Origin of the sequence: Nocardia sp. NPDC049190, assembly GCF_040648115.1 — a bacterium.
Classification (GTDB): domain Bacteria; phylum Actinomycetota; class Actinomycetes; order Mycobacteriales; family Mycobacteriaceae; genus Nocardia.
On the sequence record NZ_JBEZDE010000014.1, the window covers coordinates 116,876 to 132,198 of the forward strand.

The 15,323-nt window shown below is 66.8% G+C and carries 15 protein-coding genes; 3 read left to right on the top strand and 12 right to left on the bottom strand.

Annotated elements, in window-relative coordinates; genetic code table 11:
- Nucleotides 1-30 precede the first annotated feature (30 nt).
- Both AB0B25_RS15140 and AB0B25_RS15145 read left to right on the top strand, forming a co-directional pair.
- Nucleotides 31-768: a response regulator transcription factor gene (locus tag AB0B25_RS15140; RefSeq protein ID WP_357178855.1), complete on the top strand. Its 738-nt coding sequence runs from the start codon at nucleotides 31-33 to the stop codon at nucleotides 766-768.
- A 44-nt stretch (nucleotides 769-812) separates the two neighbouring features.
- Nucleotides 813-2,234: a HAMP domain-containing sensor histidine kinase gene (locus AB0B25_RS15145; RefSeq protein WP_357178858.1), complete on the top strand. Its 1,422-nt coding sequence runs from the start codon at nucleotides 813-815 to the stop codon at nucleotides 2,232-2,234.
- A gap of 26 nt (nucleotides 2,235-2,260) precedes the next feature.
- On the opposite strand, the gene AB0B25_RS15150 is transcribed toward AB0B25_RS15145, so the two are convergent.
- From AB0B25_RS15150 to AB0B25_RS15205, 12 genes are all read right to left on the bottom strand, one after another.
- Nucleotides 2,261-2,749: a h domain protein gene (locus AB0B25_RS15150; RefSeq protein WP_357178860.1), complete on the bottom strand. Its 489-nt coding sequence runs from the start codon at nucleotides 2,747-2,749 to the stop codon at nucleotides 2,261-2,263.
- Nucleotides 2,746-3,597, bottom strand: a complete 852-nt coding sequence (locus tag AB0B25_RS15155) for a hypothetical protein (RefSeq protein ID WP_357178862.1) — start codon at nucleotides 3,595-3,597, stop codon at nucleotides 2,746-2,748. Before AB0B25_RS15155 ends, AB0B25_RS15150 begins: the two co-directional genes overlap by 4 nt.
- A complete protein-coding gene (locus AB0B25_RS15160; RefSeq protein WP_357178864.1) occupies nucleotides 3,594-4,997 on the bottom strand; it encodes an MlaD family protein in 1,404 nt (467 codons plus the stop codon). The genes AB0B25_RS15155 and AB0B25_RS15160 overlap by 4 nt, the downstream gene beginning before the upstream one ends.
- Nucleotides 4,994-6,253, bottom strand: a complete 1,260-nt coding sequence (locus AB0B25_RS15165; RefSeq protein WP_357178867.1) for an MCE family protein — start codon at nucleotides 6,251-6,253, stop codon at nucleotides 4,994-4,996. Before AB0B25_RS15165 ends, AB0B25_RS15160 begins: the two co-directional genes overlap by 4 nt.
- A complete protein-coding gene (locus AB0B25_RS15170; protein ID WP_357178870.1) occupies nucleotides 6,250-7,521 on the bottom strand; it encodes an MCE family protein in 1,272 nt (423 codons plus the stop codon). Before AB0B25_RS15170 ends, AB0B25_RS15165 begins: the two co-directional genes overlap by 4 nt.
- A 76-nt stretch (nucleotides 7,522-7,597) precedes the next feature.
- A complete protein-coding gene (locus AB0B25_RS15175) occupies nucleotides 7,598-8,659 on the bottom strand; it encodes an MCE family protein (RefSeq protein ID WP_357178873.1) in 1,062 nt (353 codons plus the stop codon).
- Nucleotides 8,656-9,684: an MCE family protein gene (locus AB0B25_RS15180; protein WP_357178876.1), complete on the bottom strand. Its 1,029-nt coding sequence runs from the start codon at nucleotides 9,682-9,684 to the stop codon at nucleotides 8,656-8,658. Before AB0B25_RS15180 ends, AB0B25_RS15175 begins: the two co-directional genes overlap by 4 nt.
- Nucleotides 9,681-10,895 carry an MCE family protein gene (locus AB0B25_RS15185; protein WP_357178879.1) on the bottom strand — a complete coding sequence of 405 codons (1,215 nt, stop codon included), beginning with the start codon at nucleotides 10,893-10,895 and terminating at the stop codon, nucleotides 9,681-9,683. Before AB0B25_RS15185 ends, AB0B25_RS15180 begins: the two co-directional genes overlap by 4 nt.
- Nucleotides 10,896-10,900: 5 nt before the next feature.
- Complete coding sequence (locus tag AB0B25_RS15190; RefSeq protein ID WP_357178881.1) at nucleotides 10,901-11,752, bottom strand: ABC transporter permease; 852 nt, start codon at nucleotides 11,750-11,752, stop codon at nucleotides 10,901-10,903.
- A gap of 4 nt (nucleotides 11,753-11,756) precedes the next feature.
- Nucleotides 11,757-12,521, bottom strand: a complete 765-nt coding sequence (locus AB0B25_RS15195; RefSeq protein ID WP_357178884.1) for an ABC transporter permease — start codon at nucleotides 12,519-12,521, stop codon at nucleotides 11,757-11,759.
- Nucleotides 12,522-12,823: 302 nt separating this feature from the next.
- Entirely contained in the window at nucleotides 12,824-13,762 is a 939-nt protein-coding gene (locus AB0B25_RS15200) for a 3-oxoacyl-ACP reductase (RefSeq protein ID WP_357178887.1), read from the bottom strand.
- A 7-nt stretch (nucleotides 13,763-13,769) separates the two neighbouring features.
- Complete coding sequence (locus AB0B25_RS15205; protein ID WP_357178890.1) at nucleotides 13,770-13,958, bottom strand: ferredoxin; 189 nt, start codon at nucleotides 13,956-13,958, stop codon at nucleotides 13,770-13,772.
- A gap of 155 nt (nucleotides 13,959-14,113) precedes the next feature.
- Here AB0B25_RS15205 and AB0B25_RS15210 point away from each other — a divergent pair, with 155 nt between their 5' ends.
- A complete protein-coding gene (locus tag AB0B25_RS15210; RefSeq protein ID WP_357178892.1) occupies nucleotides 14,114-15,307 on the top strand; it encodes an acyl-CoA dehydrogenase family protein in 1,194 nt (397 codons plus the stop codon).
- Nucleotides 15,308-15,323 lie beyond the last annotated feature (16 nt).

Sequence of the window (15,323 nt, forward strand, 5' to 3'; positions counted from 1 at the left end):
CTTCGCACCAGTGTGCGCAACCATGATGCAATGACTGGTGTGCCTGCCGAGCCGACGCCCGAGGCCCGGGTGTTGGTGGTCGACGATGAGCCGATGATCGTCGAACTACTCGCGGTGAGCCTTCGCTACCAGGGCTTCGAGGTGGACACCGCGGCCGACGGCGCACAAGCGTTGGACAAGGCCCGCACCTTCCGGCCGCAGGCGCTGATCGTCGATGTGATGATGCCGGGGATGGACGGCTTCGGTCTGCTGCGCCGGCTGCGCGCCGACGGTATCGATGCACCGGTGCTTTTCCTGACCGCGCGCGACGACGTGCAGGACAAGATCACCGGCCTCACCCTCGGGGCCGACGACTACGTCACCAAGCCGTTCAGCTTGGAAGAGGTGGTGGCCCGGCTGCGGGTCATTCTGCGCCGTGCGGGCCACGGCGCACCGCAACGGGAAAGCGCGCGGATCAGCTTCGAAGACATCGAGCTGGACGACGACACCCATGAGGTGTGGAAGGCCGGCGAGCCGGTCGCCCTGTCCCCCACCGAGTTCACGCTGCTGCGCTACTTCATGGTCAACGCGGGCACGGTGCTGAGCAAGCCGCGCATCCTGGACCACGTGTGGCGCTACGACTTCGGCGGTGAGGTCGGCGTCGTCGAAACCTATGTCTCCTACCTGCGCAAGAAGGTCGACACCGGTGACACCCGCCTGATCCACACGCTACGCGGCGTCGGCTACGTCATGCGCGCACCGAACCGCAGCCGGTCGGGCGGTAAATGATCCCGGGTCGGATCACGACGGCCCGCGCGAAGGCCTCCAGCCGCTTGTCCGCGATCCCGCTGCGGGTGACGCTGATGGTGCTGCTGGTCCTCACGGCGGGTCTGGGCCTGCTCATCTCGGGCATGGTCGTCACCTCCAGCATGGAGCAGCAGCTGACCAACCGCACCGACCAGCAACTGCGCGAGGGTGCGGTCGAGTGGTCTCGGCGGCGGACGCCGCCACCGCCGGTGCTTCCGCCGGACCCGCGCCACGCGCCGAGCCAGTTCTACGTTCGGGTGCAGAGCACCGACGGACGGTCGTTCGTCATCCAGACATTCGGCGTCGACGCCGAACCCGCCGTACCGGACCCGCCGCCGGCAGGTCCCGTCACGGTCGGCTCCGTGAACGGCGGACCGATCGACTGGCGGGTACTGACGATGCGGACACCGGACCGGACGACTACTGTGGCGCTGCCGCTCACGCAGAACACCGACACAGTGCACCGGCTGCTGATGCTGGAACTGGTGGTCGGTCTGATCGTGCTCGGCGCGCTGGCGGTGATCGCGTACTTCGTGGTCCGGCGCAGTCTGCGGCCGCTGCGCCGGGTCGAGAATATCGCCGCCGCGATCGCGCAAGGCGACCTGCATCGCCGAGTCCCGGTGCGCGGCAACAATACCGAGGTTGACCGGCTGTCCCGCTCGCTGAACGGCATGCTGGCGCAGATCCAGCACGCGTTCACCGCGACCGCGGCGTCGGAGGAAGCCGCACGGCGGTCCGAGCAACGTATGCGCCGGTTCGTCGCCGACGCCAGTCACGAACTGCGCACCCCGCTCACGACTATCCGCGGTTTCGCCGAGCTGTATCGCCAGGGCGCCACCGCGGACCCGGGGATGTTCATGGATCGCATCGAACACGAGTCCCAGCGGATGGGCGTGCTGGTCGAAGATCTGCTGATGCTGGCGCGGCTGGATGCGCAGCGTCCGCTGGAGCTCGGACCGGTGGACCTGCTCGCCGTCGCCAGCGACGCCGTGCACAACGCGCGGGCGGTGGTCGCGGCCGGGTATACCGAGGGGCCCTCGCGCACCATCGAACTGAAAGTCGAACCGGGCCAGGGAACGTTGGAGGTGGTCGGCGATGAGGCGCGGCTGCGCCAAATCTTGGCGAACCTGCTCAACAACGCGGTGACGCACACCGCGCCCGACGCGGTGGTGACGGTCATGCTGACTCCCGACCCCGACCACGTGGTACTCGATGTGGTCGACACCGGACCTGGTCTGCCGTCCGAGGAGGCCGAGCGAATTTTCGAGCGCTTCTATCGCACCGATACTTCTCGCGCACGCGCCAGCGGCGGCACCGGACTCGGCTTGCCCATCGTGCAGGCCTTGGTCACCGCGCACGGCGGCACGGTGCGCGTGCGCAGTACGCCGGGCGCGGGAACCACGTTCACGGTGCGTCTGCCCCGCCGAACGCCGCCGCATTCGGAGTAGCCGAATCGCCGCCGCGAGTTCGGCGATCAGACCGGATCAACCGCCTCGACCAACCATCGGGAGTCCCGCTTCGCCAAGACCACGCGGACCCGGCTGCCGGTGGTGGTGCCCTGTGGCGTGTCCTTGCTCGTCATGACCTGGTTGAGAAAAAGCAGGACTTCGGCGCGGTCGCGATCGGCGGAGATGACACCGCTGGCCTGGGTGGTCGCCGTGACGGTGAGTTGCTTCTCCTTGGCGCCGGGCGCGATCTGCTTGTCGATCAACGTCAGGTAGTCGTCGTGGAAGCTGCCGCCGAGGTTGTCGGCGGACTTGCGCAACTCGGTGTCGACGGTCTGCGGGTTGTAGGTGAACATCGCCTCGACCGTGCGGCCGGCCGTCGCGACCGCGTCTTCGCGCGACTGCTCGACCTGCCGGTCGTTCCAGTAGCGGTAGCCGTTGACACCCGCGATCACCACCGAGGCGGCGACCACCACGCCGACGATGCCGAGCCGGATCTTGCCCCGAATCCCCGTCATGCCACGAACTCCACGTTGGACACGCTCATACCGGAATCGCCGCGGGCGACGGTCACCCGGAACCGGTAGTACCGAGTCTGCGGTTCGGCCTGGCCGGCATTGGTCAGCGTCTGCTTGGCCGCGACCAGGACACGTCCTGAGCGGTCATCGTCGCCTTCCAGCGCGGCCGCCACGATCTCGCCGTGCGAGACCACCTTGGCCTGCTGCACGATGCTGGTGAACGGGTCGACCCGGCCGTCGAATTCGGTCTTGAACTGCCCCGAGGCCAGCGACAGGATCCGGTCGATATCCTGCTTGGCCGAATCCGCCCGGATGGTGGTGAGATTGACGATCGCCTGCCGGGCGGTCCGCAGGTAGTCCTCGCGACGCGCGTCGCGTTGGTCCGCCGAGCGCATCGCGAACACGGACACGGTCGCACCGCTGACGAGCGCGAGAACCAGCAGTGCGGCGGCGGCGAGCGCGAGGATTCGCGAGCGGCCGCGCTTCCCGTCGGTCGTCTTGTCCTCGAATGTCTTTTCGTCTGTCTTTTCGTCGGCGGCGACCGGCACGGCAGCGGCTTCCGCCTTCGTGAGCGCGACCGACCCTTTGTCAGCCGTGGCGGCGCTGTCGGCAGTCGCATTCTTCTCGTTCGGCGCCGACGGGGCAGCGGCGTTCGCCTCGTCAACGGAAGTACGCCCGCCGGCCGCACGGACACCGGACGTTCCGGCGCCGAGATCCGCGCGCGTCGAACCGACCTCGGTGACCGAGGTCGCGGCGCCAGTGCTGGTCGAGAGTTCGTCGACCGGAGGCCCGGCCGAGCGCACCGCACGCCGGCGCGTGCGGCGACCGTTTCCGTTGATATCACTCATCGTTGCTGCTCCTCGAGCATCGCCTGCCAGCTCGACGGTACCGTTCCCGAACCGCCGGGTCCGATATCGCCTTGTCGGTACGTTCGCCCGTCGGTGCCGATGTAAACACCGGTTTGCGGGTCGTAGGCTCGCGCGGCGGCCGGTGTGCCGCCGTAGCTTGCCGGTGCGGCGCCCGCGGGGTCCGGCGCGACCGGCTGCGGCGGGCCGAACGGCGGGTTGTTACCCAACGGAACGTACCCGGTCCGGCACAGTTCCGGCGTCGGGGCGCGCACGCCGGGCACCTCGACGCACGGCGTGTTGCGAATGCCGCGCACCGCTTCGCGCGCGCCCTGCGGGACCTTGCAGTACAGGCCCGGCGGCGTGTCCACGGTGTCCAATTCGCTCGGGGAGCGGCGCTGGTCCGGTGGGAGAAAGCCGGTAGTGCAGGCCGGCGGGTCGTTGACAACGGCCATGAAGTCGACCAGCGCGCCGTATTCGAGTGGACCGCGGACCGCGGTGAGCAGCGCCGCGACCAGCGGCGGGTAGATCACCAGGATCTGTTCCAGCCCCGCGTGATAGGTGACAGCGACCTGACCGACACTGATCAGATTGGACAGCAGCAGCGGCAGGGTCGGCTGCAGGTCGTTGAACAACGTACTCACCCGCCGCATCGCGGAGGGACCCTCGCGCAGCACACCACGCAAGGCGGGATCGTGGCCGCGCAGCTGATCGGTGACCGTCGCCAGATCAGCGGTCCAGGAACGGATCGCGGCGTCCGAACGAGTCTGGGTGTCCAGCAGCGGCCCGATCTGATCGATCAGCCGCTTGGTCGACTCCGCGTTGTTGTGCGCCTCCTGCACCAACAGTGCCGCGGAGTCGATGAACCGTTGCAGATCCGGTCCCGCACCGTTGAACGCGAGGAACGCCTCGTCGATGACTTGCCGCAGGCGAGTGTCCGCGACGCTGGACAGCAGACGGTCGGTCTGGTCGAGCATCGACCCGACATCCTGCGGCAGTTCGGTGCGATCCATGGGGATCACGCTGCCGTCATGCAGGTTCCCGCCGGTTCGGTGCTCGGCGGGTACCAGGTCGACGTACTGCTCGCCGACCGCCGAGACGCTACGCACCCAGGCTTCGACGTCGGAGGGGATCTTGAAGTCGCTGTTGATGGACAGTTGCGCGTCGACTCCCGCCGGTGTGAGCCGAACCTCCTTCACCACACCGACATTCGTGCCGCGGTAGGCAACGTTGGCGGTCGGGTAGAGGCCGCCGGTCGCGGCCAGCCGGACGGTGACCGCATAGCGGCCGATACCGAACATCGCGGGCAACTTCACATACACCCCACCCATCACGACCAGGCTGATCACCGTGAGCACGGAGAAGATGACCAGCTGGGTGCGGACGAATCGCGTGAGTGTCATTGTCCCGGACTCCCTTGCGGCACAGCACCTTCCGGCATAGGCACGGTCAAACCGGGAATCGCGGGCAGGCCGGGGATCGGCGGAAGGCCGGGAATGGTCGGCGTCGGCCGCGTGCTCACGTCGGGCGGCGGTGGCGCCTGCAGCGGCCCGGTCGCCGGGTTGCCGTTCTGGGCGGCCGTTCCCGGCGCGAAACTGCCGAGCGCGCCCTCGACGCCGCCGAATCGCCCGCCCAGCGGCGTCCCGGTGAGGAAGTTCGAGTCCAGTCGCCGGCCGGTCAGGTCGACCGTCATGAACAAATTGAGGTAGTCGCCCTTGATCGCGTGATCGAGGTTCTTCATCGGGAACGGGAAGGTGAGCACGATCTTGAGCGCCTCGGTGAGGTTGTTGCCGGTGTCGGCCAGCGACCGCAGCACGGGCACGAGGCTGCGCAGGTCGGCTTTCAGATTGTTACCTCCGGCGTCGATGATCCGGTGGGTCACGTCACTGAGCTCGCCGAGCGCGGTGAGCGCCCGGGTGATGTTCGCCCGGCGATCGGCCAGCACCGTCAACGCGGGATGGATCTGCTCGAGTGCGGCCGCCACGACGTCACGCTGCTGAGCGAACTGGCCGCTGAGTCGGTCGAGTCCGCTCATCGCGCGGATGATGTCGCCGGTCTGGCGGTCCAGGTTCGTGGTCAGCTCATTCAACTGCGGCAGCAGATCCCGGATCGCGTCCTCATGGCCGGTGAGCGCGGAATTCAGTTCACGGGTAATGGTTTCCAGCTGGGAAAAACCGCCGCCGTTGAGCACCACCGACAGCGACGACAGCACCTGTTCGGTGGTCGGGAAGGCGCCGGCGCGCGCCAGCGGGATGACATCGCCCGGGCGCAGTTCCCCTGCGGGCGCCTGGTCGGTCGGCGCGGCCAGCTCCACGTGGTTGGAGCCGAGCAGGCTGGTCTGGCCGATCCTCGCAGTCGCGTTGGCGGGTAGGCGCACGTCGGAATTCAGGCTGACGGTGACCAGCGCGTGCCAGTCCTGCACCTCGATCTTCGATACCGTACCGACCGTGACATCGTGCACCCGCACCGGCGAATTCCTGGTCAGGGTGGTCACGTTCGGCATCTGGATGCGCACCTGGTAGGAACCGGGCCCGGTGCCCTGGGTGCCGGGCATCGGCAGCGAGTTCAGCCCGTCCCACTCGCAGCCGGACACGCCGAGCGCCACGGCGAGGCCCACCGCCAGGGCGGCGGTCCTGCGCAGTCGTCGCTTCGGCATCATCGCCCCCCTCCCGGAATCGCCAGTCCGGCAATACCGTTCGGCACACTCACCGGCGTGGACCGCTGCTGCGCTTGTGTCTGACTCGCCACCTGCCCGGCCAGACCGGGATCGGAGTACTTCAACTGGTTCGGGAATGCGGTCACACCACTGGCCGGGTTCAGCATGATCGGCAGGTAGTTCATCCCCAGGGTGTTGAGCACCGGCGCCAAGTACTGCGCGCAGAGGTCGGCGCTGCGATCGGAGTCGTTGGTCTCCAGCGCGCGCACCGAGCCGCAGAGGAAACCGAGCGGGTCGGCGGTGTTGTTCAGGGCGATGGCGCCGGTCAACGTTCCCTGTGCGGGTTTGTAGATCTGATAGAAGTTCGCCAGGGCGGTCGGCCCGGAATGCAGCACCCGTTCCAGCGCGGGCCGTTTGTCGACCAGCACCTGGGTCGCGTCGGCGAGCCGCTGCAAGCCCTCGGTGAGCTCGGTGCCGCTGCCGTCGAGGAACCGGCGCACGTCGACCAGCGCCGCGTCCAGATTGTCCAGTCCCGCACCGAGGTCCGACGAAACGCCGGCCAGCACCGCGGACACCGACGCCAATCGACCGCCGAACTGCACAATCTGTTCGTTGCTCGCGGCGAGTACTTCGACGAATTTCTGCAGGTTGCGGATGGTGCCGAACAGGTCGGTTCGCCCGTCGGACAGCGTGTTCAGCGTGGCGGACAGCTCATGAAGCGTGTCGCGGAACCGCTGCCCGTTACCGTCGAGATTGTCGGCGGCGGTGTCGACGAAACGGCCGAACGAACCCTGCTTGTCGTCACCGACCGGGCCGAGCGCGGTCGCCAACTTGGACAGTTCCGCCTTGATGTCGTCCCATTCGACCGGCACGGCGGTGTGCTCGATCGGAATCTCGTCGCCGTCGTGCATCGTCGGTCCACCGGTGTAGGCGGGCGCGAGTTGGATGAATCGCGCCGAGACCAGCGAGGGCGAGATGATCACCGCCCGCGCGTCGGCGGGGACGTCGATGCCGCGATCGATCGTCAGTTTCACCTCGACCCGGTCGCTGCCCGGTTCGATCGAGTCGATCCTGCCGACCTTCACCCCGAGTACCCGCACATCGTCGCCCTGGTACAGACCGGAGGTGGACGGAAAATAGGCGGTGACCCGGGTCGTTCCGATCCGGGTGAAACTCTTCCACGCACCGACCGCCACGAGGGCGGCGACCAGCACGCCGACCAGTACGAGCACCCAGCGGGGCACATTCCGTATCGCGTTCGGCGCGCTCATGCACATACCCCCGAACGCGACTCCAGCACCGTAGGGGCCGCGCTTCCGAACGGGTCGGCGAGGGCGTGCTGCGCGCTCATCGCGGCGGCTCCTGGGTCGCGGGCTCGATCGAGGGGAACGGCTCGAGATAGCTGCGCAGATCGTCCGGCAGATGGTTCGGCCACACGAGTGCGTCCACCAACGGCTGCAGCAACTTGCTCGACGCGTTGACCACGTACGCCTGGAAGTAGGGGCCGCTACCGACCTGCTCGCCGAGCGCGGCCGAGAACGGACCCAGTCCATCGAGCGCGTCGGCGAGGTTCTGCTGGTTGCGCTGCAAGAGTGCCAGCACCGAATTCAGCTTGTCCAGGGCTGGTTTCAGCTGTGCCTCGTTGTCGGCGACCAGCCCGGACAACTGCTGGGTCAGGCCGTTCACGTACACGATCAACTGGCCGATCGCGGTGCGCCGCCGATCCAGCTCGCCGAGCAATGCGTTGCCGTCCAGCAGCAGCGCGTTGATTCGGTTGCCGCGGTCGGCGAGAATCTTCGTGACGTTCTGCGCCCGCCGCAACAGGTCCGACAATGCCTCGTCGCGCGCGTTGATACTGCGCGAGAGCGCGGTGATCCCGTCCAGTGCCGACCGCAGCGGCGCGGGGGTCTCGGCGAAGGCCGCCGAGAGCGCGTCGAGGGTCTGGTCGACCTTGTCCAAGTCCAGTCGGCCGACGGTGCCCGCCAGGTCGCTCAGCGCTTCGTTGAGCGAGTACGGCGAGGTGGTGCGGTCCAGCGGAATCGTGTCCTGGGCGCGCAACGCGCCGGATCCGGACGGGGTCACCTCCAGCGACTTGCGGCCGAGCACGGTGTTGGTCTTGATCGCCGCCGAGGTCTGCTGGCCCAGCACGATCGACTCGGCCAGGGTGAACCGGACCAGCACCTTGGCGCCGTCCAGAGCGACCTCGTCCACCCGGCCGGAGCGCACCCCCGCGACCTGGACCGGATCGCCGGGCACCAAGCCGCCCGCGTCGGCGAAGTAGGCGGTGAAGGTCGCGCCGGACCGGATGAACGGGAGCCGGTCGAATTGCAGTGCCGCCATCGCCACCGCTACCGCCAGCACGAGGCCGACGACGCCGATGGTGACGGTGGGTGATCGCTGCATGGTCATCGGTCTTCGGCACACCTTCCGGTCGTCTGGGCGGCGGGCATGTTGATCTTCATTGTCTGCCCGTTCGGACCGTCCACCAGGAAGTTCGTCGAGCAGACGTAGAGCTGCAGGAAAGAACCGTAGGAACCGATCCTGATCAGCTGCCGATAGGTCGAAGGAAGCCGATCCAGCACCCACTGGATGGTGTCGGAGCCCGCGTCCAGGTTGGTGGCGAGCCGGCCGGTCTGCTCGATGGTGCTCTTCAGGTCCGGGCGGGCTTGGGCGAGCAGGTCGGTCAGATCACCCGTGGCGCCCGCGATGCGTGGCAGCGCGTCACCGATCGGGTCCTTGTCGGCGGCCAATTCACTGATCAGCCGCTGCAACTCGTCGATCGTGGTGGCGAATTGGTCGCCTCGCTCATCGATGGTCCGCAGCACGATATTCAGGTTGTCGATCACGCTGCCGATCAGCGCATCCCGATCGGCCAGCGTCTTGGCGAAGGAACCACCGCTGTTCAGCAGGGACACCAACGTGCCGCCCTGGCCCTGGAAAATCTGTAGCAGCGCATTGGTGAGGTCGTTGACCTGGTCGGGATCGAGGCCACGCAGCAGCGGCTTGAATCCGCCGAGCAGCATGTCCAGATCCAACGCGGGCGCGGTCTGTGCGATGCCGATGGTGCCGCCCTTCGGCAACACCCGATTCGACCCGGGGCCCTCGGCCAGTTCGAGATATCGGTCGCCCACCAGGTTTTCGTATTTGATCATCGCGCGGGTGCTGGTCATCAGTGCGTACTTGCGATCGACGTCGAAGTCGATGTGCGCGAGGTAGTCTTTGCCGACCTTCACCGAACCGACCGATCCGACGGGGACGCCGGCGATGCGCACCTTCGCGCCGGGCAATATGCCGGAGGAGCTGGTGAACACCGCGTGGTAGGTATTCGCGCGTGCGAAGCGCACCTGGCTGAACACGATCGCCAACCCGGCGAAGACCAGGGACATCACCAGGGTGAAGACGGCCAACTTGACGGTTGTCGCGGTGTTCCTCATGGTCGCGGCACCCCCGGCAGTCCGGCGAACAAGAGTTGGAAGATCTTGGGCGGGTTGACCGTCAACGTCGTCGACGGTGTGTACACGTGGCCTTGCGAGGTGTCGGTGACGAGGTAGTCGGCGTGGCTGCCCGGCGTCCGATCCAACAGCCCCGCGCACTGTGGGCCGCCGGTCGCGTTCACCTTCGGCAGATCCTCCGGATCGGTGTAAGGCTTTGCGCCGTACATGAAACCGGTGTTCAACGCGACACCTTCCTGCAAGCCGCCGAAAACCGCCTCACCCAACGGAAGCGCCTTGCCGAGACCACCGATCAGGCAGTACAGCGCGGGCGCGTACTGCTCGAGCAGTCCGGCGGTGGGACGAAGCAGATCGAGCGCCGTGACGAGCTGATTCTCATTGTCGCGCAACACCGAACCGGTGGTGTCGGCCAACCCGATGAGGTTCATCAGCACATCGTCGAGACTGTCGCGCTCCTCGACCAGAGTCGTGCTGGTGACGGTCGCGTTGTGCAAGGTGCGCAGCAGATCGTTCGACGTGTCCGCGTACAGGTTCGTGACAGTGCCGGTCGCGGCCAGGTCCCGGCGCAGCGCGGGCAGGTACGGGTTGATGTCACGCAGGTAGGCGTCGCTCTGCTCGAGCAGGTCGCCGAGCTTCTTGCCGCGGCCCTCCAGCGCGGTGCCGAGCGCGGACAGCGTCGCGTTCAGCTTCTCCGGCTCGATCTTGGCGAGCACGTCGGTCAGGCGCTGGAACAGCGTGTTGAACTCGACGGTCACCCGCTGCGCCGTCACCGTCGCGCCCGGTGGCAGCGAGGTCGACGAAGGACGTTCGGGGACAATGAAGTTGACGTACTTCGCGCCGAACACCGTGGCGGACCGGATGTCTACGCTCGCGTTGGACGGCACCAGTTTCAGTTGTTCCGGATCGAGGGCCAGTTTCAGTTCGGCGTGCTCGGTGGTGTAATCGACGGCCGCTACCCGACCGATCTCCACACCGCGCATCTTCACCTTGGCGTCCGGGTCGAGCACCAGGCCGCTGCGCGGCGCCTCCACCGTTACGGTGGCCGTCGAGGTGAACCCGCCGACGAACATGGTCAGTGCCACGGCGACGACGGTGACCAACACGAGCACCATCGCGGCCCCGGCCAGTTTCAGGCCGAGTCCGCCGTGTAGGGCCTTCGTCAGGCCGCTCTCCGCTCGCTTCGATTCCGCCATGTCGCCTATCCGGAGAGATGGAAGTTGCCGGAGGTGCCATAGATGGCCAGCGAGATCAGCAGGGTGACCGTGACCACCGCGACCAGCGAGGTCCGCACCGCGTTACCCACCGCGACACCGACGCCGACCGGCCCGCCCGCGGCGTTGAAGCCGTAGTAGGTGTGGATCATCATGATCGCCAAGGCCATGAAGATCGCCTGGGCGAACGACCAGAGGATGTCGCTGGGGATGAGGAACGTGGAGAAGTAGTGGTCGTACACGCCCGCCGACTGCCCGTAGATCACCACGGTGGCGAATCGGCTCGCGAGAAACGAGGCGATCACCGCGAGCGCGTACAGCGGGACGATCGCGATCATCCCGGCCAGCACCCGGGTACCGACCAGATACGGCACCGGCCGGATCGCCATCGACTCCAGTGCGTCGATCTCCTCGGCCACCCGCATGGCGCCGAGTTGCGCGGTGGAGCCCGCCCCGATGGTGGCGGCGAGGCCGATGCCGGAAATCACCGGCGCCGCGATCCGGACGTTGATGAACGCCGCGAAGAACCCGGTGAGCGCCTCGACGCCGATGTTGCCGAGCGAACTGTAGCCCTGCACCGCGATAGTGCCGCCCGCGAACAAGGTGAGGAAGCCGACGATCACCACGGTGCCGCCGATCACCGCCAAAGCACCGGTACCCATGCTGATCTCGGCGATCAGGCGGATCGTCTCGGTTCGATAATGCATGATCGCGCGCGGCAGCGAGCCGAGCGTCTGCGCGTAGAACACGGCATGTCTGCCGATCGCATCGAGCGAGTCCGACATCCGGCGCACGCGGCGCACGGTCCGCGGAAAGCGGGACTCGATCACGAAGGCCATCGCGTCACCGCACCGTGAACTTGATACCGATGGCGGTGACCACCACGTTCACCACGAACAAGGCCATAAATGCGAAGACTACGGTCTGGTTCACCGCATCACCGACACTCTTGGGCCCGCCTTTGACATTCAGGCCCAGATAACATGCCACCAACCCGGCTATCAGCCCGAACAAACCGGCTTTCACCTCGGAAATGATCAGTTCGGGCAGATGGGTGAGCAACGTGATGCCATTGACGAACGCGCCCGGGTTCACATCCTGCAGATATACCGAGAACAGAAACCCGCCGACAATACCGATGGTGCACACCATGCTGTTGAGCATCAGCGCGACAAACATCGAGGCGAGCACGCGGGGCACCACCAAGCGCTGTACCGGATTGATGCCCAACACCCGCATCGCGTCGATTTCCTCGCGAATGGTGCGGGCGCCGAGGTCCGCGCAGATCGCGGTGGCGCCGGCGCCGGCGACGATGAGAACGGTGACGATCGGCCCGACCTGGGTGACCGAACCGAATGCCGCGCCCGCGCCGCTCAGGTCGGCTGCTCCGATCTCGCGCAACAGAATGTTCAGCGTGAAGCTGACCAGCACGGTGAATGGAATGGCGACCAACAATGTGGGCACAATGGATACGCTCGCGATGAACCAGGATTGGTCGATGAACTCACGCCATTGAAATGGTCTCCGCACGCTGGAACGCGCGACCTCGGCGGTGAGTTCGAAGAACCCACCGACGGCACGCAACGGCACGGCAAGGACCTCGTTCATCGCGATCCTCCTTGCTCAACCGGCATGTACAGCGCACGGTGCTCATGTCCACCGTGGCCACACCGCCGCAACGATTAGAACACGTTCATCGTGTCGCCGGAAGCATTTTGCCACTTTTGAAGTGCACCTATTCTCAATGTCGGCGCATCAATTTAGAACCGGTGTCAAAAGCGAAAAGACCCCACCTTCGTTCGGCGTCGCACACACCCTGCAGCACCATGTCTACCAAGTGCCGAACCACTGATCAACGGTTCGACTGTTGATCAGCAGCGCATCGACGGCAGCCGTCGCCGAGCAGCGACTCACCCCAGATCGATGAGCGAGGAGGCCGAGAAGGTCTGCCCGGCCGGCCGGCCGGCGAAATGGTCGCCGAGCGTGTCGGCCAAGTCATCCGCCGACCACTGCCCGCCGACGGCGTCGAACCGACGCTCGACGACCGGCGCGGCCATCAGCGCGACCATCCCGCCGTACACCACGAACAGTTGTCCATTGACCCCCTCGGCGGCAGGCGAAGCCAGATAGGCGACCAGGCGGGCCACATGGTCCGGCGACAGCGGGTCGACCGCACCATCAGGGGCGGCGCTGAACACCGCCTCGGTCATCGCGGTCCGCGCTCGCGGCGCGATCACGTTCGCGCGCACGCCGTAGCGCGACAGCGCTCGCGCGGCCGAGAGGGTCAGCGCGGTGATGCCCGCCTTCGCGGCGCCATAGTTCGCCTGCCCCTCCGGCCCGAGCAGCCCCGCCTCCGAGGAGGTGTTGATGAGCCTGCCGTAGACCGGCGCGCCCGCCTGCTTGGACTTGTCGCGCCAGTACGCGGCGGCGTTGCGCGACAACAGGAAATGGCCGCGCAGGTGCACCGCGAGCACCTCGTCGAAGTCCTCGTCGGACAAGTTGAACAACATCCGGTCGCGAGTGATCCCCGCATTGTTGACCACGATGTCGACCGCACCGAAGGACTCTTGGGCGGTGTAGATCAAGGCATCGGCGGTCGCGCGCTCGGCAATACTGCCCGCGACGAACTCGACTTCGGCGCCCGCCGCGCGAATCTCCGCGAGGGTATCGGCCACCGCGTCCGATTCCGACAGATCGTTGACCACCACCGAGGCACCCGCACCAGCCAGCGCGAGCGCTTCGGCCCGTCCGAGCCCGGCGCCGCCGCCGGTCACGATCGCCACCCGGCCGGCCAGGCTCACATCTTTGCGCACGCGGCCGACTTTAGAACGCGTTCCAACGTTCGGCAAGAGTCGACTACTGCAGACGTAGCGCCGCCTTCGGGCATTGCGCGACCGCCTGCTCGACCTCGGTGAGCCGATCGGCCGGCACGTCGCCCTCCGCGATGTGCAGCACGTCATCGTCATCGAGTTCGAACACGTCGGGGGCGATTCCGACACAAATTCCGTTCGCTTCACACTGATCGGGATCGACGCTGACCTTCATGAGAACTCCTTTACCGCCGCTGTGCTCGAAGCCTGCCGAGCCGACCCGACCGCCCGGTGCGCCTTCGACCGGCTCCACTCTCAATACTGGAACATGTTTCAGTCGATATGCAATGATCGGGGGAACCCGAACCGACGAAGGTATGAGGTAGTGCCATGCGCATCGCGTACACGCCGCAGCAGGAGCAGCTACGCGTGCAGTTGCGCGAGTACTTCGCGCGGCTGATCACTCCGGAGCGCCGCGAAGCATTGAACGCACAGACCGGCGAGTACGGGCAGGGCAACGTCTACCGCGAGGTCGTCCGACAAATGGGCGACGACGGCTGGCTGGCGCTCGGGTGGCCGAAGGAGTACGGCGGCCAGGACCGACCCACCATGGACCAGCTGATCTTCACCGACGAGGCCGCGCTCGCCGGCGCGCCGGTGCCGTTCCTGACCATCAATTCGGTCGCCCCGACGATCATGCACTACGGCAGCGCGGAGCAGAAGAAGTTTTTCCTGCCCAAGATCGCGGCCGGTGAACTGCACTTCGCCATCGGCTATTCCGAACCGGGCGCGGGTACCGACCTGGCCGGCCTACGCACCAAAGCCGAGCGCGACGGCGACGACTATGTGATCAACGGCCAGAAGATGTGGACCAGCCTCATCGCCTACGCCGACTACGTCTGGCTGGCCGTGCGTACGGACCCGACCGCCAAGAAGCACAAAGGCATCAGCATGCTCATCGTGCCGACCACCGCCGAGGGCTTCTCCTGGACCCCGGTGCACACCATGGCGGGCCCGGACACCAGCGCGACCTACTACCAGGACGTCCGGGTGCCCGCCAGCGCGCTGGTCGGCCAGGAGAACGGCGGCTGGGCGCTGATCACCAACCAACTCAATCACGAGCGCGTCGCGCTCACCTCGGCCGCGCCGCTGGCGCTCGCGCTGCGCCAGACCGTCGAGTGGGCGTGCAACACCAAGGCCGGCGACGGCTCCCGGGTGATCGACCGCGAATGGGCGCAGCTCAATCTCGCCAAGGTGCACGCCAAGGTCGAGTACCTCCAGCTGCTGAACTGGGAGATCGCCAGCCGGGCCGACGCGGGCGGCGACGCGGCGCCGCGGCCGTGGGACGCATCGACCTGCAAGGTGTACGGCACCGAGCTGGCCACCGAGGCCTACCGGCTGCTCATGGAGGTCCTCGGACCGCAGGCGTATGTGCGCCAGGACTCCCCGGGCGCCGAACTGCGTGGACGACTGGAGCGGATGCACCGAGCGGCGCTCATCCTGACCTTCGGCGGCGGAACCAACGAGATCCAGCGCGACATCATCGCCATGACCGCCCTCGCGCAGCCTGCCTCGGCGCGCTGAACGAAAGCAGGTAGAC